This window comes from Flagellimonas algicida, from assembly GCF_049629585.1.
Lineage (GTDB): Bacteria > Bacteroidota > Bacteroidia > Flavobacteriales > Flavobacteriaceae > Flagellimonas.
In genome coordinates this window covers 596,967-616,953 of record NZ_JBMYIX010000002.1, presented here as the reverse complement: position 1 = coordinate 616,953, position 19,987 = coordinate 596,967, and the positions used below count along the sequence as shown (strand labels likewise).

Sequence of the window (19,987 nt, the reverse complement as noted above, 5' to 3'; positions counted from 1 at the left end):
AAACTACCCTAATTTTTTAAACAAAACACATGCATTGTGGCCTCCAAACCCGAAGGTATTGCTCATGGCCACTTTAACCTCACGTTCTTGAGCCTTGTTCAAGGTAAGGTTCAGTGAAGGATCAATCTGTTCATCCACCACACTATGGTTGATGGTTGGAGGGACCAAACTGTGTTCCATGGCCAAAATGGAGGCAATGGCCTCAATGGCTCCCGCAGCTCCCAACAAGTGTCCGGTCATGGACTTGGTGGAATTGATGTTGATCTTTGGAGCATGGTCTCCAAATACTTTGGATATGGCCTTTAACTCGGCCACATCACCCAAAGGTGTAGAGGTTCCGTGCGTATTGATGGCGTCCACATCTTCCGGTTTGAGTCCGGCATTTTCCAAACAGTTCTCCATAACCTTGACCACGCCAATCCCTTCTGGATGTGGAGCAGTCATGTGGTGGGCATCACTGGAAAGTCCACCGCCCAATACCTCCGCATAGATTTTGGCACCTCTGGCCTTGGCATGCTCGTACTCCTCCAAAATAAGGGCACCAGCACCTTCACCGAGCACAAATCCGTCACGAGTGGCATCAAATGGTCTGGACGCAGTCTCAGGACTATCGTTTCTTGTAGATAGGGCATGCATGGCATTAAACCCTCCCATACCGGCAATGGTCACCGCAGCTTCACTTCCTCCAGTAACAATGACATCACAATGCCCCAATCTAATATAATTGAGCGCATCGATCATGGCATTGGCCGAAGAGGCACATGCAGATACCGTGGTATAGTTGGGACCCATGAACCCATGCTTTATGGAGATATTTCCCGGAGCAATGTCCGCAATCATCTTAGGAATAAAGAACGGATTGAATCTTGGGGTTCCATCACCATTGGCATAGCCAATTACTTCGTTCTGGAAAGTTTCCAAGCCACCGATCCCGGCTCCCCAAACAACACCGACCCTAAATTTGTCCACATTGTCCAAATCTATCCCTGAATCAGCGATGGCCTCATCGGATGAGACAAGGGCATATTGGGCAAACCTATCCAGTTTCCGAGCTTCTTTTCTATCAAAGAAATCTCCTGGGTCGTACCCTTTGAGCTCACAGGCGAAGTTGGTCTTGAACTTCTCCGTATCGAAATATGTTATGGGGGCAGAACCGCTCTTACCGGTCCGTAGTCCTTCCCAATAAGCTCCCAAATTGTTACCAATGGGGGTCAACGCTCCCATTCCTGTAACCACTACTCGCTTTAACTGCATTGAACTATTTTTTACCCTTTGAAACCTAAATTATAAAAAAATTATCCATGCGATCAAACACCACATGGATAATTTATACTCTCTAGTAATATATCATGTAATTACTTCGCTTCTTCTATGTAGCTAATGGCTTGACCAACAGTTGCAATGTTTTCTGCTTGATCATCAGGAATTTGGATGTCAAATTCTTTCTCAAACTCCATGATAAGCTCAACAGTGTCCAAGGAATCCGCTCCTAAATCGTTGGTAAAGCTAGCTTCTGCTACAACTTCATTCTCATCAACACCCAGTTTATCAACGATGATAGCCTTTACTCTTGATGCAATGTCTGACATAATTATAGTGGTTTTAAAAATTTAATCGTTGGCAAAAATAAAAAACTTTGGATTAAATACACCATTTGTCGATAAAATGTGCCTTAAATTAAACATCTTTAGCTTCAGTACATTACTTTAGCCCTGTAAAGTTAATCGAAAATCCCTTCCATTCCTTACTGGATGAAACGAATAGTTATACTGGCCTCGGGCAGCGGGTCAAATGCAGAAAATATAATCAATTACTTCAAGGAAAGCCCTAATGTGGAGGTGTCCGCCGTGCTCACCAACAAACATACCGCCAAAGTATTGGAGCGATGCGATAGATTGAATACACCCGGTTTCTACTTTAACAGGGCCGCCTTTACGGCTTCCGATACCGTGGTTCAATTTCTTCAAGGATTGGAGGTCGATTTAATCGTCCTTGCCGGGTTTTTATGGAAAATCCCTTCCAATATCATTGATGCCTTCCCCGATAAAATCATTAATATACACCCTGCCCTGTTGCCCAAATATGGTGGAAAGGGCATGTATGGTGAAAAAGTACATCAGGCCGTAAAGGGCAATCTGGAACCTGAAACGGGCATCACCATCCATTATGTGAACGAACATTACGATGAGGGTGCCATTATTTTTCAGGCCAAAACCTTTCTATCCACGGAGGATGACACAGCAACCATTGCCCAAAAAGTACACCAATTGGAGTACGAACACTTTCCAAAGGTGATTGAAAAACTCCTTTTGTAATGGCAAAGAAGGCGAAGTTTTATGTGGTCTGGAAAGGAAAGCGTCCGGGTATTTTTGAATCTTGGGACGATTGCAAGGCCCAAATTGAAGGTTTTAAAGGCGCCCAATACAAATCGTTCCCAACCTTTGCCGAGGCAAAAAAGGCCTTTAACGGGAACTATTTGGAATACAAGGGCACATCCAAAGGGAAATCTGAACTTTCCCCGGAAGAGCTTTTAAAAATCGGCGACCCCAACTACAACTCCATCGCCGTGGATGCGGCCTCCAGTGGAAATCCCGGAAAAATGGAATACCGCGGGGTGGATACCAAAAGTAAAAGGGTGCTGTTCCACCAAGGCCCCTTTGCCGAAGGAACCAGCAATGTGGGTGAGTTTTTAGCCCTCGTGCACGGCCTTGCCTTCCTTAAAAAACAAAACAGTGACCGAATCCTATATTCCGATTCCCGCATTGCCATAGGTTGGGTACGAAAAAAGAAATGCGGCACCAAACTCAAAAAAGGTCCAAAGAACGCCACTCTTTTTGAGCTAATTGAACGGGCCGAGGATTGGCTCAAAAAAAACCGCTACGCTACGCCCATCGTAAAATGGGAAACCAAGGCTTGGGGTGAAATCCCAGCGGATTTTGGTAGAAAATAGGTTCAAAAAACATCAAATCCCCCATTTTTTAAAATTGCGCCCACCATAGTTTAAAATGGAATTGCTATACCGTATATTTGCACCAAAATTCACTGAATGGGCAAATTACTGATTGTTGGGAGCGTGGCCTTTGATGCTATTGAGACCCCGTTTGGCAAAACCGGCAAGATTTTGGGGGGCGCCGCGCCTTTCATTGGATTGGCTGCATCACAGTTCAACGTAGACGCTGCCATAGTTTCAGTTGTGGGGGACGATTTTCCCCAAGCCTATCTGGATTTGCTCAAAGATCGTGATATCGATATTTCGGCCATAGAAGTGGTACAAGGAGGCAAGACTTTTTATTGGGAAGGCCGCTACCACAACGACCTCAATTCCAGGGATACCTTGGTCACCGAACTCAACACCTTGGGTACGTTCAGCCCTGTTGTTCCCGAAAATTTCAAGGAGGCCGATGTGGTCATGTTGGGCAATTTGCACCCCAGTACCCAACTGAGTGTAATCAATCAGATGGAAGAACGACCAAAACTCATAGTTCTGGATACCATGAATTTTTGGATGGACAATACTTGGGATGAGTTGATGGAAGTCGTTTCACAAATCGATGTGATCACCATAAATGATGAAGAGGCCAGGCAAATGACCAAAGAGTATTCGCTCGTTAAGGCCGCTGCCAAGATTCAGGAAATGGGACCTAAATATGTGGTCATAAAAAAAGGGGAGCACGGTGCACTGTTGTTCCATAAGGAAGATATTTTCTTTGCCCCCGCACTACCTTTGGAAGAGGTCTTTGATCCCACTGGGGCCGGAGATACCTTTGCAGGTGGATTTTCAGGATATTTGGCCCAAACGGGTAACATCTCTTTTGAAAACATGAAGAACGCCATCATCCAAGGATCCAATCTGGCTTCGTTTTGTGTTGAACGTTTTGGAACCGAACGGATGGCCAAACTGGAGAAACAAGAGATAGATGCCCGTTTGATGCAGTTTAAGGAATTGACACAGTTCAATATTGAATTAACATAAATACCCGCCCTGAAAATTTTTCGGGGCTTTTTATTTGCTTTATTATGAGTGATGCCATTAAGCACGAATGCGGAATATCTCTGATCCGCTTGCTTAAACCCCTTGAGTATTACAAGGAGAAGTACGGTACGGCTTTTTACGGAGTCAATAAAATGTACCTAATGATGGAGAAGCAGCACAACCGGGGACAGGATGGTGCCGGTTTTGCAAGCATAAAGCTGGACATGAAGGCCGGGGAGCGCTACATGAGCCGGGTACGGTCTGCGCAACAGCAACCCATACAGGACATCTTTGAGCAAATCAATTCCCGGATCAATACCGCATTCGCCGAACATCCCGAGTACGAAAATGATGTCGCGCTTCAAAAACGTCATATTCCCTACATTGGTGAGTTGCTCATGGGACACGTACGTTATGGTACTTTTGGGAAGAACAGTATAGAGAGTGTACATCCCTTCCTGAGACAGAACAACTGGATGCACCGAAACCTTATTGTGGCCGGGAACTTTAATCTTACCAATGTTGACGAGCTCTTTGGCAACTTGGTGGAGCTTGGGCAACATCCCAAGGAAATGGCAGATACGGTCACCGTTATGGAAAAAATTGGTCATTTTTTGGATGATGCCGTGGCCAAACTCTATAAGCAGATCAAAAAAGAAGGATATAGCAAACGGGAAGCCTCCCCATTGATCGCAGAGCGATTGAACGTCGCCAAAATATTGCGAAAAGCATCCAAAAACTGGGATGGCGGATATACCATGGGCGGATTGTTGGGCCATGGGGATGCCTTTGTGGTACGTGATCCCGCAGGTATCCGTCCTGCTTACTACTACAAGGACGATGAGATTGTTGTAGTGGCCTCGGAACGTCCAGTGATCCAAACCGTTTTCAATGTATCCTATGATGATGTGCATGAGTTGGACCCCGGACATGCCATCATTGTAAAAAAAGGAGGTACGGTAGACCTCAAGGAAATCTTGGAACCCACCGAACGCAAGGCCTGCTCTTTTGAGCGCATCTATTTTTCAAGGGGAAGTGACAAGGAAATCTATCAAGAACGAAAGATGTTGGGGAAACTCGTATTTCCACAAATCCTTAAGTCCATTGATGATGATCTCTCCAACACGGTCTTTTCCTATATTCCCAATACAGCCGAAACCTCTTTCTTTGGAATGGTAAAGGAAGCCCAGAGCTACCTCAACAAGAAAAAAGAACAACAGATCCTCGATTTGGGGCCCAATATAACAGGAGAAGAGCTTCACCAAATTTTGGATGTACGCCCACGTATTGAAAAAGTGGCCATCAAGGATGCCAAACTACGGACCTTTATTACCCAAGACAGTAGCCGGGATGATCTTGTGGCCCACGTTTATGACATTTCCTATGGCTCTGTCAAGATAAATGACAACTTGGTCATCATAGACGACAGTATCGTTAGGGGAACTACCTTAAAGCGCAGTATCCTAAAAATCTTGGACCGACTTTCTCCCAAAAAAATAATTGTGGTCTCTTCTGCACCACAAATCCGTTATCCGGATTGTTACGGTATTGATATGGCCAAACTGGAAGATTTTGTGGCCTTTAAAGCTGCCTTGGCCTTACATGAAGACCTAGGTACTATGGACAAGGTGAAAGAAATCTATGAAAAGTGCTTAACGCAGACCAAGAACAAGGACAAGGATGTGGTCAACTATGTGAAGGAGTTCTACGCACCTTTCACCAACGAACAGATTTCAAAAAAGATTGCCGAAATCCTCAGTCCGGAGGGTATAAAGGCCGAAGTGGACATTATTTACCAAACTGTTGACAATTTACATGAGGCCTGCCCCAAGAATTTGGGCGATTGGTATTTTACCGGTGATTACCCCACTCCAGGAGGGAACAGGGTAGTGAACAGGGCCTTTATCAATTTCTACGAAGGGAAAAACGAACGCGCCTATTGACCTATATGTTTTAAACCCCAGCCCAGCTATGCATTTCATCGATGAAATGAGTAGATTAGCGGGTTTTTATACGATAGGTAAGCTGCAAACCTACTTTAGTGTTGCCATAGCATAAGTAGGTTAAGTTCATGGTAAGATTTGGGGCAAAAAAGGTGGAAGTCATTCCACCTTTTTTATTTTCCATCCATCCCAGATCATAAAAAATCAGTCTTATTTTCTTGACATTTATCAATAGGGTACCCCGGTTGTACACTTCAACCAATTAAAGTGGGTTTCATCTAAAAGCTTGTTGGTCAAAAGACCCCTTGGCGTACATTTGGAGGACCATAGCATAAGTAGGTTAAGTTCATGGTAAGATTTGGGGAAAGAAGGCGGAGCGTGCTCCGCCTTCTTTATGTTTGACAACCAAGGATTTATCCATTTTATCGACGAACTGCACGTTTTCTTTTTTCTTGAAAAAGCAAAAATTTCTCCAAAACCCTTTGTTATTTTACACAATACCAGTATTTTAGTCTCGCCATAGCATAAGTAGGTTAAGTTTATGGTAAGATTTGGGACGAAAACGGCAGGAGCTTTCCTGCCGTTTTCTATTGGTAAAAATCCACAACTAAAAAAAGGACGCCAACGGCGCCCTTTTCCTATTATGTTGCAGCCTTCTTATTTTACAAACACGGAGAATGCCTCGGAGGAGACACCACTATTATTAGCCATTTGGATTTCTTCAACTAGGTTTCCTTGCAAATCCAATATCCATAACATCGGAGTATAAATAAACTCTCCTTGGGAATGGTCTTCATGACCAACGGCATAAATACTGTCATCATGCACATAGACTCCATTTACCACGCCCGAGATACCCTCTTCAGTAAGCTTAACATTGTATCCGTCCAATCCTTGAATCCATACCCAACTCTCAAAAAGATTACTCTCATTTCTTATGTATCCTCCAACGACCACTAAATCCTCTTCATTACCATGTACCGCCAAAGCCCTTGCATCTGTCATTCCATTACTAAATTCTACATCTGTGTTACCATTATTGGTCCACATTTTTGCCACTGTTTTACCTCCTTCGTTATACTCGAATCCTGCTATGTGCTTTCCAGTTTCATCAACATAAATAGCTCGTCCAAATGACCCATAGGGAAATTGCGGTGTTCCAATATCCATAGCTGTACCCCCAACTTCAAATACTTGGCAGTTGGCCACATTTTCTATCCATTTCTCACCGGTTGCATATATCTTATCTCCATAGCTGTAGGCTCCACTGACCTCAGAAGAAGCCGCATCTATAAGATAATTGCTAGTACCTTCGGTAGTCCAGTACCCCGCAGCACGGTAGTTTCCGAAGGTATCATAGCCCAAGAAATGCACCCCATCACTGTTCTCGGCAATAGCATGGGCAGCAGAATAATTCTCACTTACGAAGAGATTAACGTCATTCTTCCATCCGGCCGCCTTTTCGGTATCACCATCTGCTTCTGTTACCGCCACATAAACATCCTTTCCTGTTACATGAACGGATTTGGCAATAGCTGATGCTGAGTATTCCCAATTTCCCACTGCTTCATGTGAAAACAGTTTATTCCCATTGATCCAAACTATGGCTTCATCTCCATCATATCCTGCAATAAAGACACTGGGCTCCACGGTTACAGTACATTGCGCAGTGAGCTCACCTATGGTGACCGTAACGGTTGCCGTGCCTGCTTGTAATCCAAAAACTTGTCCTTCATCGTCCACCTCTATTACATCAGAATTGTCCACTTCCCATACAACTTGCGGGCTGTCAAATTCACCAAGGTTGGTTATCTGAAGTGAAGTTAAACTGAACGTACTTAATGTCAACTCAGTTTGGCCGAGCGTTATCGCATCTGGTCCTGTATTTTCTTCCGTGACCGTAAAAGCCGTTGCGCTCGTGGCCGTTTTGTCGCCCACCTTTACCGTAATGTTGCCCGTAGTGGCCCCTTCGGGAACCGTTACCGTCAACTTGGTAGTGGTGGCCAATTGTACCGAGGCTACCTGCCCGTTGAACTTTACGGTATTGTCCGTGGTAGTGGCGCTAAAATTCTTTCCGCTGATCTCCACCGTGGTACCCACCGGGCCACTAGTGGGTGAAAAGCTGGTAATCTCGGGAGATTGCGGTGTCGGGGTGTCGGGGCCATCGTCCTTGCCGCAGGAGAAGACCGTTATGGCCAATGTGAGCGCCAATACTTTTAAGTAAGATATCCTTTTCATATTTCCTTTTTTATGGTTAATCCCTTAAAGAAAATGGAACTCCCCGAAAAAAACAGGGGCCAATTGACGGATGCCCCTTTTGGGTTGACGGATACCTCTTTTGACTACATATGAAACAAAAAAACCGCGCAAGATGCGCGGCTTTTCAATATATAATATGAATGCGGTCTTATTTTGCCGCTTCGTAGTTTTCGGATACTTTGTCCCAATTGATCACATTAAAGAATGCCGAGATATAATCAGGTCTTCTGTTTTGGTAGTTCAAATAATAGGCATGCTCCCATACATCCAACCCTAAAATGGGCTGACCATCGCACCCTGTTCCGGGCATAATGGGATTATCTTGGTTAGGGGTGGAGCACACTTCCAGCTTTCCGCCTTTGTGCACGCACAACCAAGCCCATCCAGACCCAAAGCGCGTTCCCGCAGCAGCAGCAAATTTTTCCTTGAAACCATCAAATGATCCAAAAGCTGCATCAATGGCCGCGGCCAAATCGCCACTGGGGGCACCGCCACCATTGGGAGACATTACTTCCCAGAAAAGGGAGTGGTTGTAAAATCCACCACCATTGTTTCGTACGGCACCATTGTTCATGTCCAAATTGGACAAAATGTCCTCAATTCCCTTCCCTTCCAAATCTGTTCCTGCAATCGCATCGTTCAACTTGGTGGTATAGCCATTATGGTGCTTGGTATGGTGGATCTCCATGGTCCTAGCATCTATATGGGGTTCCAATGCATCATATGCATACGGTAGTTTTGGTAGTTCAAAAGCCATAATTCTTTGTTTTTGTGTTATTACTTAATTCTCGTAAAAATAAGGGTTTTAACAAACATATTCATTTAAATCCGTGTTAAGTTCAGATCGATAATCCGTATTTTGCAATAAAAGTTTTCTTGGCAGACACCAGCTTTAAAATATACAGTGCTTCGGCAGGTTCGGGCAAGACCTATGCCCTGACCAAGGAATATCTGAAACTGTTATTGGCCAACGATTCCCCTGCCAAGTTCAGACAGATTTTAGCCATTACCTTTACCAATAAGGCCGTGGATGAAATGAAGACCCGAATTTTGGACAACCTATTCGCTTTTGGTCAGAAAACCATCCCGAAAAAACAGCAACCCCTTTTCCATACACTGTGCCAAGAATTGGCATTAAGCGAAATGGAATTGCAGCAACGCTCGCAAAGGGCGTTAAAGCGAATCCTGCACAATTATTCGTTCTTTGAGATTTCCACTATTGACAAGTTCAACCACAAGATCATAAAGACCTTTGCGCGCGACCTGCACCTATCTCAAAATTTTGAGGTGGAACTGGACATTGAACTACTCTTGGAAGAAGCCGTGGGACGATTGTTGGAACGCGCCGGCAGTGATGCGGAACTCACCGAAGTGCTCATTGCCTTTTCCCTTGAAAAAATTGATGACGACAAAAGCTGGAACATTGCCTACGACCTCTTGGAAATTGGAAAACTACTCTTCCAAGAGAACCATGCCGCACATGTAGATCCCTTGCGTTCCAAGTCCATTGGTGATTTTAAGGAAATTCAAAAAAAGCTTGCTTCGGATGCGACCCTTTTGGAGGCCAAAATTGTTGAAATGGCCCAAAAATCGCTTCAGGAAATGGATCATCAAGGTTTTGAAGCTTCGGATTTTCCCAGACAGACCCTGCCTAATCATTTTAAAAAAATGGTGGCCGGGGAATTCGACCCAAAAAAAATCTATACAAGCAAAACCTTGGAACCCAATCTGGTTGAAGGCAAACTTCTAAAAGCCAATGACAAAAGGGACGTTTCTGAACTGGCCATGACCCTTCTCAATACTTTTTTGACCCTCAAACAACACATTTATCGCAGGGCCTACCTCAAGAACATTTATGGCAACATGGTTCCCTTGACCTTGCTCAACGAGATTGCCAAGGAAATCAGGAATATTGAGTTGGACCGGGACATTATCCCCATTTCATCCCTCAATGCCATTCTCTCCAAGGAAATCAAGGACCAGCCTGTTCCCTTTATCTATGAACGGATGGGCGAAAAATACCGCCACTACTTTATTGATGAGTTTCAGGATACCTCCCAAATGCAATGGGAAAATCTGGTACCGCTTATTGGCAATGCCTTGGAAAGTGAGGACGAAAAACACCAGCGTGGTTCCCTTTTCTTGGTGGGCGATGTAAAGCAGGCCATTTACCGTTGGCGGGGCGGACGGGCCGAACAGTTTCTGGACCTTTTGAATGGCACAACAAAACCCTTTGTGGTGGAACCCAGCATTAATTCATTGGACACCAACTGGCGGAGTTATGACGAAATCGTCCAGTTCAACAACCGCTTTTTCACCACCGTGGCCCCGGTCCTCCAAAACGATGCGTACAGAAATCTCTTTCTACAGGACAGCCATCAAAAAACCAACAATAGACCTGGCGGGTTTGTACAGCTGTCCTTTTTGGAAAATGGCATCGAAAATAAAGAAGAAACCTACTGCTCCAAGACCTTGGAGACCATCCAACACCTTACTTCCGAGGGATATCCCTATTCGGATATCTGCATCTTGGTGCGCGATAACAAGAACGGAATGCTATTGGCCGATTTTCTGTCCCAGAACCATGTGCCCATCATCTCTTCGGATGCCCTATTGCTCAACAACAACGACAAGGTTACTTTCCTAATGGCCCTGTTGCGCATTATGCAGAACCCCCAAGACCGAGAAGCGGCTTATATGGCATTGCTATTTTTGGTGAAGGATGAAACGGACAAACATGGGGTCATCTCCAAGTATCTGGACCAAGTCAGAATTTATCTTTTGGAGCACTACGGTTTTGATATGGAACGATTACGGGGGCAATCCGTGTTCACCATTCTGGAAAGTGCCATAGTACAGTTTGAACTGGCCCATGATTCCACCGCCTACCTTACCTTTTTAATGGACGAGGTTTTGCTGGTGGAGAAACGAATGGGGGCTAGCATTCATTCCTTTTTACAGTACTGGGAGCAGAAAAAGGATTCCCTATCCATTGCCGCACCGGACAATGTGAATGCCGTGCGGATCATGACCATCCACAAGGCCAAGGGACTGGAGTTTCCTTTTGTGATCTTCCCCTTTGCCAATGCCCTATTGGATGACAAACGGAAGAAAAAGAAGTCTTGGGTTCCAGCGACCGCGTCAGAAACAGACCTGGGATTGAACGAATTCCTTATCAACATGAACAAGGACATGCTGGAATACAATGTGGAATCGGCTCGAATATATACGGATGAGGAACAAAAGTCCTTCTTGGATGCCATGAACGTTCTGTACGTGGCCCTTACCCGACCCGTGAAAGGACTCTATGTATTCACGGAAACCGGAAAGGAGTTGGGTTCCTTGGAAAGTGTTTCTTCGTATGCGGACCTTTTCCAATGGTATCTTCATGATCAAGGCATTCCAAAGAACGAAACAGGGCAGTATACGTTTGGCACATTTCCGAAAAATGCTGCTCCTTTAGAACCAAAAAACGATACCCACATTGCCTACGTAACACGGCCCAAGGGTGACCAAGGCTTTCTCATTTCAACCGCTTCGGGTCGTTTATGGGATGACGACGGGCGTATGGAGGCCATTGAAATGGGCAACCTGATCCATTATGCGCTAAGCCAAATAAACACTGCGAAAGATGTCCCACAAGTAGTTGTAAAGCTTCAACTGGCCGGGCACTTTCAGAAAGATGCTTCAGGGGAAATTCAACAAAAATTGATGGATGTAGTAACCCATCCCGATCTAAAGACTTACTTTTCCACCGCATTTGAAATTTTGAACGAACAGGAAATCCTGACCGTGGATGGTTGGTCCCTGCGACCCGATCGTATCGTTGTTTCCAATGGAAAGGCAACGGTACTGGATTACAAAACGGGAAAACCTTCCGCATCGCACAAAGAACAGATCATGCAATATGCAGATGCCCTAAAAGTAATGGGCTACAAAATTGAACATACCATTATTGTTTATATTGATCAAAAAATTAACCCCATATACATTTAATCAAACAGTCATGTACGGAAACATAAAAGAACACTTGGCCCAAGAGCTGCAAACCATAAAGGAAGCGGGGCTGTTTAAAAAAGAACGCATCATCACCTCGGCCCAAGGAGCCGTCATCAAAATTTCCACAGGGCAGGAGGTCATAAATTTTTGCGCCAACAACTATTTGGGACTTTCCTCCCACTCAGATGTAATCCAAGCCGCGAAGGATGCCATGGACACCCACGGGTTTGGAATGTCGTCCGTACGGTTCATTTGTGGTACGCAGGACATCCATAAAGAGTTGGAACAAAAGATTGCGGATTTTTACGGCACAGAGGACACCATATTATACGCTGCCGCATTTGATGCCAATGGAGGGGTGTTTGAACCTTTGCTCACCGCAGAGGATGCCATCATATCCGATTCCCTCAACCATGCTTCCATCATAGATGGTGTGCGTCTTTGCAAGGCCAAGCGCTACCGATATGCCAACAGTGACATGGAAGACCTGGAGCAACAATTAAAACAAAGCATTGCGGATGGTGCCCGGTTCAAGATCATTGTCACGGATGGGGTCTTCTCCATGGATGGACTTTTGGCGCCTTTGGACAAAATCTGTGATCTGGCAGATAAGTACGATGCCATGGTCATGATCGATGAGTGCCACGCGGCTGGTTTCATTGGAGAAACGGGCAGGGGCACCCTGGAGGAAAAGGGGGTCATGGACCGTATCGATATCATTACCGGAACCTTGGGCAAGGCCCTTGGTGGTGCCATGGGTGGCTACACCACTGGAAAAAAAGAAATCATTGAAATACTGCGCCAACGCTCTAGACCTTATTTGTTCTCCAACTCTTTGGCTCCGGCCATTGTAGGGGCATCCATCAAGGTCTTTGATATGTTGGACAAGGACACATCCCTCAGGGACAAGCTCCAAGACAATACGGAATATTTCAAAAAAGGCATGAAAGCCGCTGGCTTTGATATTATAGATGGAGATTCTGCCATTGTGCCCGTTATGCTCTACGATGCCAAGCTTTCACAAAAAATGGCGGATATGCTCCTAGAAGAGGGTATTTATGTGATTGGTTTTTTCTACCCAGTGGTCCCAAAAGAAAAGGCAAGGATCAGGGTACAGCTTTCGGCAGCCCATGAAAAGCATCATCTTGATCGGGCCATAAACGCATTCATCAAGGTGGGCAAAGCCTTAAAAATCGTTTAACGGTATAAAAAGTTCCATGTAATGCGTTAAAAAAAAAGAAAAATTGATTTTGTTAATAGTTCTTAACAACTTACATTTGCAGCTGATAAACACTTAAACTTAAAAATTTTGAGCATGAAACATCTTAGCAAATTATTGGTTGTTGCCCTTGTGTTTGTAGGGATTAACAACATACAAGCGCAAGACGAGAATAATCCATGGCAGATCAGCTTTGGAGTGAATGCTATCGACGCTTATCCAACCAATGACGAAAATAACCCATTCTCAAGTACTACTTTGTTTGATGAGTACTTCAACGTTTCAGACCACTGGAACATTTTGCCTTCCGTTTCCTATGTAGGAGTTTCCAAGTACATCGGTGATGGTTTCTCTATTGGTGCTCGTGGTTCCTTGAACAGAATCGAGAAAATTGGTGATGTATCTGTAGACGACCTTTCTCACTACGCTGTAGATGGTACCATTAAGTACAACTTCCTAAAAAACACTACAATCGATCCTTTTGCTGAGATTGGTGGTGGTTATACTTGGGTTGATGAAATCGGTGCTGGTACTGTTAACGGTGGTGTTGGTCTTAACATCTGGTTCTCAGAGAACATCGGTCTTACTTTGCAGACCCAATATAAGCACGCTTTCGAAGATTACTTGGTAAAGCACTTCCAACACATGGCAGGTCTTAGCATCAAATTTGGTGGTACTGATACTGACGGTGATGGTATCTACGACAAAGACGATGCTTGTCCAGAAGTAGCTGGTTTGGAAGCTTTCAACGGTTGTCCTGATTCTGACGGTGATGGTATCGAAGATTCTAAAGATAGCTGCCCTAACGAAGCTGGTTCCAAAGAAATGAACGGATGTCCTGATTCTGACGGTGACGGTGTTGCCGATAAAGATGACGCTTGTCCTAGCACTCCTGGTCTTCCTGCTCTAGCTGGATGTCCTGATACAGATGGTGACGGTGTTGCCGATAAAGACGATGCTTGTCCTAACGAAGCTGGTCCTGCTGAAAACAAAGGATGCCCATGGCCTGATTCTGACGGTGACGGTGTACTTGACAAAGACGATCAATGTCCTGAAATTGCTGGTACTGTAGCCAACAACGGTTGTCCAGAAGTAACTGAAGAAGTTCAGAAGCAATTGAATGACTACGCTAGAACTATCTTGTTCGATACTGGTAAATCTTCCATCAAAGCAGAGTCTACTTCTGTAATGGTTGACATCATCCAAATCTTGAACGAGTATCCTAACGCTAAGTTTACTGTTGAAGGTCACACTGACAGCGTTGGTAGCGAGAAATTGAACCAAGAGCTTTCTGAGAAAAGAGCTAACTCTGTTCGTGACTTCTTGATCGACAAAGGAATCTCTTCTTCAAGATTGACTGCTATCGGTTACGGTGAGGCTAAGCCTATCGCCACTAACAACACAAGAGCTGGTAGAGCACAAAACAGACGAGTTGAAATCAACTTGGTAAAATAATGAAATAGAAACTCAGTTTTCTTTTCGAAAAGGCCCTGCAATTGCGGGGCCTTTTTTATTTTTAATCCATGCATCAAAGTTTTCTGGAACATGTATTGGACCGTTTGCAAGAGAAGGACATCAACCCCTCCCAATGTACCTTTGTGCTCCCAAGTAAACGATCGGGAACTTTTTTAAAAAAGTTCATTTCCCAAAGGCTGCAGCAAAACACCTTTGCCCCGAAGATTTTCTCTATTCAGGACTTTATCGCGGACATCTCCGGCATGGACAAGGCCCCGAATCTGGAACTACTCCTAACTCTGTTCGAGAGCTACCAAAAATCCAATCTGGAAGAACACGATGACTTTCCAACCTTCATGAAATGGGGGCAGGTCCTCTTACAGGATTTTGATGAAATAGACGGGTATCTAATTCCTCCCAAGGATATCCTCAATTATCTGTCCGCTATCAAGGAACTCAACCACTGGTCCTTACAGAAAGAGAAAACCGAGCTCGTTAAAAACTATCTGCAACTGTGGAACAATTTGGAGTCTCTATACAATGGCTTCACCAAGACCTTGTTGGAACAGAAAAGGGGCTACCAAGGGCTCATGTCTAGAATGGCCGTTGATAACCTTGAGGCCTATGGGACCCTAACCAAAAACAATCTTTTTGTCTTTGTGGGCTTCAACGCCTTGAACAATGCAGAATCCAACATTGTCCAATATTTTCTGGAACAGGGAAATGGACTCATTTTTTGGGATATTGACACACATTTTTTGAATGACCCCATCCATGACGCTGGACTTTTCATCCGAAAATACCAGCGGGAGTGGCCTTATTATAAAAACAAAGATGCCATAGAGCCCCAAGACCATTTTCTCGCTTCCAAAAGAATCGAAATAACCGGGGTTCCAAAAAGTATCTCGCAGACCAAATATGTGGGGCAACTGCTGCAAAATTTAAACGACCGCAAAGAGATTGATCTAGCCAAGACCGCCGTGGTACTAGCCGATGAGACTCTGCTCACACCAATGCTCAAAGCCGTTCCAGCCGCCATTGAGAGTACCAATATTACCATGGGGCTACCCTTGGACAAAACCGTGCTCCACTCCTTTTACCTCAGCTTTTTAGACCTCAGCAGCATCGTATCTGAACGGGGATGGCTCTATAAAAATGTATTGGAATTCCTCTCCAATCCCTATACCTCGGTATTGTCCAAAAATCAACAACTGGATTTCGCCAAGGTCATCTCCAATGACATCAAACAGAACAACTGGCTGTACTTGGATTACAACACCTTGTCCAACTATGCCGATGCCTCCGAGATTCTAAAGATTATTTTTCCCGGCACAGCCATCAGCCCAGCACAGTGGGTAGATTGCTGCCTTTTGCTCTCCCTGCGCCTAAAAGCGCTGTTTCAAAAAGAGGGAAATGCATTGGAACTGGAGCAGCTATACCGCTTTTACACGCTCTTCAACCAATTGAAGCAGCACTTGGGCAAATTGGGGCATATCAAAGAACTTAGGTCCATCAAAAGTCTGTTCAGACAGTTGGCGAATATGGAGAATTTGGATTTTGTTGGCGAACCGTTGACAGGCTTACAGATCATGGGGATGCTGGAAAGCCGAAACCTAGATTATGAAACCGTCATCATTACCTCGGTCAATGAGGGAATCCTACCTTCGGGAAAATCCAACAACTCCTTTATTCCCTTTGATGTAAAACGCGACTACGGTCTGCCCACCTACAAAGAAAAGGACGCCATTTACACCTACCACTTCTACCGACTCATCCAACGGGCTAAAAACGTGTTTGTCATCTACAACACAGAGCCCGATGTCTTGGAAGGTGGTGAAAAAAGTAGATTGGTCTCGCAACTGCTCACCGATAAGGACGTGGTTCCTTTTGTGACCCATACCATCAGCACGCCACAGACCCAGATCACGGCCGAAACCCTCTTGCAGATCACCAAGGGCGAACAACTGCACAGGGACATCGTGGTTTTTGCCGAAAACGGTTTTTCCCCAACCTCCCTGACCAATTACATTAGAAACCCCATCGACTTTTACACCCGTAATATTTTAAAGATCAACGATGTGGAGGAAGTGGAGGAGAACATCGCCGCCAATACTTTTGGGACCATTGTGCACGATAGTCTGGAGGACCTATACCAACCTTTATTGGGGCAAGTGCTCACTAAGGAAAACGTATCCGCCGTAAAGCCGCAGATTGCCCAAACGGTGCAGCGACATTTCCATAAAAATCTGTCGGGGGTCGATGTTTCCAAAGGAAAATATCTTCTGGTCTACAACGTCATCGTAAAATATCTGGAAAACTTCATCGGTTTGGAACTGCAACAACTCCAACGGCATGAGGTAAAACTCCTCGCTCTGGAAGAACGGTACGAGTGCCAACTGCAAGTGCCCGGTCTTGACTTTCCCATAAAATTGAAAGGCACCTTGGACCGCGTGGACCAAATAGACGGCATTATCCGGGTGGTGGACTACAAGACTGGAAAGGTGGAACCCAAAAACGTAAAAATCACGGATTGGGAGGAACTCATCACCAATTACGACAAGAGCAAGGCGTTCCAACTGCTGTGCTACGCCCTGCTGTACAACAAAAAACACGGGGAACAGCCCTTGCACGCAGGCATCTATTCCTTTAAAAACCTGGGACAGGGATTTTTTCCCTTTTCCGAGGACAAAAACCCCTTAATCGATGCCAAGGTGCTGGAAACGTTTAACAGCTATCTGGAACAACTCATCAAGGAAATCTGCTCCACGCAAATCCCACTTACGGAAAAGCCCGTGTAATTACTTTAGATCGGGGCGGGTGGGCCGCACCTCTATTTTGCTGGGCAATGTTCTGGGGTGCATGGTAAGTAAATCTACCACCAATTTTCCAATATCTTCCGGTTGGATTTTCCAAGCGTCCTTCTCCGAGGGTTCGTTGCTATTAAAGTGCGAAGCCACCGATCCCGGCATGATCGTGGTGACCTTGATGTTGTATTTCCTTAAATCGAGCATGGCGGCCTGTGTAAAGCCCACTACGCCAAACTTGGTGGCATTGTAGCCCGCTGCGGTGGCAAAAAAGTTTGTCCCGGCCAAGCTGGCCAAGGTCATGTAATAGCCTTCGGTAAGTTTTAGGGCCTCTACAGAAGCCTTTAGCGTATGGAACACCCCATTCAGGTTGGTGTTGATCATTTGGCTCCAATCTTCGGGGTACATTTCATCAATGGGGGCAAAATGGCCCACCCCGGCATTGGCCATGACCACATCCAATCGCTTCCACGTTTTTAGAATATGTTCAACAGCATCTATTTCATCCTGTAATTCAACCACGTCCGAAACCACACCCAAAACATTGGTGCCTCCATTAAGTTGGTTTACGGCCTTATCCACACTGTCTCGACTACGCCCGCTAATGGCCACTTTCATGCCTTGTTGCAAAAGACTCTTGGCAATGCCCAATCCTATTCCTTTGGTGCCTCCTGTGATGTAGGCTACTTTTCCTTCTAAATCCATATTGATTTTTTATCCCCTAAAGTTCAAAAAGGAAATGGGCAAAAACAAAAAATCCATCCTAAAAGGATGGTAAATTTTAGGGCGCATGGTCTACCTTCTCCATCAACCCATGTCCGACCATAATAAAGTGGTACATTTATTAACGTGTAACAAGAACAAAGAGGACTTTCAATAAAACCAACTGTTGTCTCACTTATCCATGAATCATCTATGTTTTGGAACAAAAAGAACAAATTACCGATTACCGATGAAGATAAAGTTTGGGTTGATGAAGAACTGAATTGGTTACGAAATGAATTTGGGGAAGAATATTTCATGGAGACCCGAACGGTAACCCCCACAAAAGACTTCTATGCCCGTACGTTTGACGGAACGGAAAAAGATGCCGAATTTATTCTAGAGCGCACCATAGAGCTAATGGATATTAGAGATGTAAAGATAACGCTCGACTTTTTCTCCGACTCTCCGATTGAAATGGCGGATGGAACGATTTTGACAACACCGGCTGACTTGGACGGTAGCTGGGACAGTGCGAGTGGAACCTATCAACAATCTGAGAACGAAACCATTGTTTCAATTGAAAGAGGACAGCTAAAAAATCCCATTTCCTTAATTGCCAACATTTCGCACGAATTGGCCCACCAAATTCTATTGGGAGAAAATCGAATAGAGGAAAATGATGAGTTTTTGACCGACTTTACCGCAATTTATCACGGATTTGGAATTTTTATTGGTAATTCCCGGTTTCAATTTGTTTCCCAAGGCTTTGGTTGGCAATCGAGCAGCCAAGGCTATTTGCCTGAACAGATAATAGCTTACGCCATGGCTTGGTTATCCAAGGAAAGAAATGAAAAAACCGGTTATAGTCAATTCTTAAACAAATCGTTGAAGAAATACTTTGATCAAAGTTTGGAATGGCTGATAAAAAACTAAACATGAAAATTGGAGATTCATACAATTTCGAAAACAATCAGATTCGAATAATACTTTTTGACGATAAGGAAGTGTTTTATCAAACCATTAATGACGATAATTCTTTCGTGTATTCCAACTACAGAACTATAAATTATTATCGCACGTCATTAAAACATTTCTATGAGAATTCTCATTTCATTGAATCATTGGAACTAACAGAAAAAGAGTACAAAACCCATAGACCAGATTTACCATTGCGGTTAAATTGTTTTTCAGGGGTTTTTTGGGTTGCAAGCGGCTATGAACATGAAAACAATCTTATTGATCTCTTAAAATCTAAAGGAATAGATAAAAAAAAGATTCAGGGATTGAATTGTTCAAAAGTTGCGATATACCCCACAGGTCAACAACAATCCAATAAAAAACCAATTTTGTTGGAAAATAAAAACGGTCACTTTTCTGGATTAAAGTTGATAATGGAATGTTTTCGAATTCAAAGCGAATACGTTAACCCTGACAAACCTTACTTCTCAAGGTATCGACTAATTCCAAATGGAAGGGAAGAAAAAAGACTTTCAGGAATTGGAATGTACAGACTCGGCATAAAAGGAAACATTCCTTCCTATTATCTTGGTGGAGAAATTAGTATGATGGAATTGGAGTCCCAAAAAAGTTGCTTGGTTCAAAAATAATTGCTCCCACTACCGCAATATCA

The 19,987-nt window shown here is 44.3% G+C and carries 15 protein-coding genes; 10 read left to right on the top strand and 5 right to left on the bottom strand.

The annotated features are described in order from the left end of the window. Nucleotides 1-3 precede the first annotated feature (3 nt). Together fabF and ACPD8L_RS11580 are read right to left on the bottom strand one after the other, a co-directional pair. Nucleotides 4-1,254, bottom strand: a complete 1,251-nt coding sequence (gene fabF, locus ACPD8L_RS11585; RefSeq protein ID WP_116216522.1) for a beta-ketoacyl-ACP synthase II — start codon at nt 1,252-1,254, stop codon at nt 4-6. A gap of 101 nt (nt 1,255-1,355) precedes the next feature. After that, complete coding sequence (locus ACPD8L_RS11580; RefSeq protein ID WP_009778413.1) at nt 1,356-1,589, bottom strand: acyl carrier protein; 234 nt, start codon at nt 1,587-1,589, stop codon at nt 1,356-1,358. Nucleotides 1,590-1,751: 162 nt separating this feature from the next. On the opposite strand from ACPD8L_RS11580, the gene purN reads away from it, so the two are divergent. The 4 genes from purN to ACPD8L_RS11560 all read left to right on the top strand — a co-directional run bounded on the left by purN (nt 1,752) and on the right by ACPD8L_RS11560 (nt 5,916). After that, nucleotides 1,752-2,315: a phosphoribosylglycinamide formyltransferase gene (purN, locus tag ACPD8L_RS11575; protein WP_423943461.1), complete on the top strand. Its 564-nt coding sequence runs from the start codon at nt 1,752-1,754 to the stop codon at nt 2,313-2,315. Then, complete coding sequence (locus ACPD8L_RS11570) at nt 2,315-2,950, top strand: ribonuclease H1 domain-containing protein (RefSeq protein WP_116216524.1); 636 nt, start codon at nt 2,315-2,317, stop codon at nt 2,948-2,950. The genes purN and ACPD8L_RS11570 overlap by 1 nt, the downstream gene beginning before the upstream one ends. A 96-nt stretch (nt 2,951-3,046) precedes the next feature. Then, on the top strand, nt 3,047-3,973 hold the full coding sequence (locus tag ACPD8L_RS11565; protein WP_423943459.1) for a PfkB family carbohydrate kinase: 927 nt from the start codon (nt 3,047-3,049) through the stop codon (nt 3,971-3,973). Nucleotides 3,974-4,017: 44 nt separating this feature from the next. After that, the gene (locus ACPD8L_RS11560; protein WP_293303915.1) at nt 4,018-5,916 is read left to right on the top strand and encodes an amidophosphoribosyltransferase; all 1,899 of its coding nucleotides are present in this window, start codon (nt 4,018-4,020) and stop codon (nt 5,914-5,916) included. Nucleotides 5,917-6,573: 657 nt separating this feature from the next. Here the strand turns inward: ACPD8L_RS11560 and ACPD8L_RS11555 are convergent. Continuing rightward, nucleotides 6,574-8,154, bottom strand: coding sequence for an IPT/TIG domain-containing protein (locus ACPD8L_RS11555; RefSeq protein ID WP_421810342.1), 1,581 nt, complete (start codon nt 8,152-8,154; stop codon nt 6,574-6,576). A 169-nt stretch (nt 8,155-8,323) separates the two neighbouring features. Continuing rightward, nucleotides 8,324-8,932, bottom strand: coding sequence for a superoxide dismutase (locus tag ACPD8L_RS11550; RefSeq protein WP_116216528.1), 609 nt, complete (start codon nt 8,930-8,932; stop codon nt 8,324-8,326). A gap of 119 nt (nt 8,933-9,051) precedes the next feature. On the opposite strand from ACPD8L_RS11550, the gene ACPD8L_RS11545 reads away from it, so the two are divergent. The 4 genes from ACPD8L_RS11545 to ACPD8L_RS11530 all read left to right on the top strand — a co-directional run bounded on the left by ACPD8L_RS11545 (nt 9,052) and on the right by ACPD8L_RS11530 (nt 17,646). Next, nucleotides 9,052-12,171 (top strand): UvrD-helicase domain-containing protein, encoded by a 3,120-nt coding sequence (locus tag ACPD8L_RS11545; protein WP_423943456.1) that lies wholly within the window; start codon nt 9,052-9,054, stop codon nt 12,169-12,171. A gap of 10 nt (nt 12,172-12,181) precedes the next feature. Next, nucleotides 12,182-13,375, top strand: coding sequence for a glycine C-acetyltransferase (kbl, locus tag ACPD8L_RS11540; protein ID WP_293303913.1), 1,194 nt, complete (start codon nt 12,182-12,184; stop codon nt 13,373-13,375). Nucleotides 13,376-13,489: 114 nt separating this feature from the next. Then, a complete protein-coding gene (locus tag ACPD8L_RS11535; protein ID WP_293303912.1) occupies nt 13,490-14,848 on the top strand; it encodes an OmpA family protein in 1,359 nt (452 codons plus the stop codon). A gap of 68 nt (nt 14,849-14,916) precedes the next feature. Next, a complete protein-coding gene (locus ACPD8L_RS11530) occupies nt 14,917-17,646 on the top strand; it encodes a PD-(D/E)XK nuclease family protein (RefSeq protein ID WP_423943455.1) in 2,730 nt (909 codons plus the stop codon). On the opposite strand, the gene ACPD8L_RS11525 is transcribed toward ACPD8L_RS11530, so the two are convergent. After that, complete coding sequence (locus tag ACPD8L_RS11525; protein ID WP_423943454.1) at nt 17,647-18,357, bottom strand: SDR family oxidoreductase; 711 nt, start codon at nt 18,355-18,357, stop codon at nt 17,647-17,649. It lies immediately after the preceding gene. Between the two features lie 210 nt (nt 18,358-18,567). On the opposite strand from ACPD8L_RS11525, the gene ACPD8L_RS11520 reads away from it, so the two are divergent. Further along, entirely contained in the window at nt 18,568-19,290 is a 723-nt protein-coding gene (locus ACPD8L_RS11520) for a hypothetical protein (protein ID WP_421810346.1), read from the top strand. Beyond that, entirely contained in the window at nt 19,272-19,964 is a 693-nt protein-coding gene (locus ACPD8L_RS11515; protein ID WP_423943453.1) for a hypothetical protein, read from the top strand. Before ACPD8L_RS11520 ends, ACPD8L_RS11515 begins: the two co-directional genes overlap by 19 nt. Nucleotides 19,965-19,987 lie beyond the last annotated feature (23 nt).

Excerpts from the sequence above, each read along its gene's own strand:
- ACPD8L_RS11565 (WP_423943459.1), top strand. The coding sequence starts at position 3,047 with ATGGGCAAATTACTGATTGTTGGGAGCGTGGCCTTTGATGCTATTGAG.
- ACPD8L_RS11530 (WP_423943455.1), top strand. The coding sequence starts at position 14,917 with ATGCATCAAAGTTTTCTGGAACATGTATTGGACCGTTTGCAAGAGAAG.
- fabF (WP_116216522.1), bottom strand. The coding sequence starts at position 1,254 with ATGCAGTTAAAGCGAGTAGTGGTTACAGGAATGGGAGCGTTGACCCCC.
- ACPD8L_RS11570 (WP_116216524.1), top strand. The coding sequence starts at position 2,315 with ATGGCAAAGAAGGCGAAGTTTTATGTGGTCTGGAAAGGAAAGCGTCCG.
- ACPD8L_RS11555 (WP_421810342.1), bottom strand. The coding sequence starts at position 8,154 with ATGAAAAGGATATCTTACTTAAAAGTATTGGCGCTCACATTGGCCATA.
- ACPD8L_RS11535 (WP_293303912.1), top strand. The coding sequence starts at position 13,490 with ATGAAACATCTTAGCAAATTATTGGTTGTTGCCCTTGTGTTTGTAGGG.
- ACPD8L_RS11580 (WP_009778413.1), bottom strand. The coding sequence starts at position 1,589 with ATGTCAGACATTGCATCAAGAGTAAAGGCTATCATCGTTGATAAACTG.
- ACPD8L_RS11550 (WP_116216528.1), bottom strand. The coding sequence starts at position 8,932 with ATGGCTTTTGAACTACCAAAACTACCGTATGCATATGATGCATTGGAA.
- kbl (WP_293303913.1), top strand. The coding sequence starts at position 12,182 with ATGTACGGAAACATAAAAGAACACTTGGCCCAAGAGCTGCAAACCATA.
- ACPD8L_RS11515 (WP_423943453.1), top strand. The coding sequence starts at position 19,272 with ATGGCTGATAAAAAACTAAACATGAAAATTGGAGATTCATACAATTTC.
- ACPD8L_RS11525 (WP_423943454.1), bottom strand. The coding sequence starts at position 18,357 with ATGGATTTAGAAGGAAAAGTAGCCTACATCACAGGAGGCACCAAAGGA.
- ACPD8L_RS11560 (WP_293303915.1), top strand. The coding sequence starts at position 4,018 with ATGAGTGATGCCATTAAGCACGAATGCGGAATATCTCTGATCCGCTTG.
- ACPD8L_RS11520 (WP_421810346.1), top strand. The coding sequence starts at position 18,568 with ATGTTTTGGAACAAAAAGAACAAATTACCGATTACCGATGAAGATAAA.
- purN (WP_423943461.1), top strand. The coding sequence starts at position 1,752 with ATGAAACGAATAGTTATACTGGCCTCGGGCAGCGGGTCAAATGCAGAA.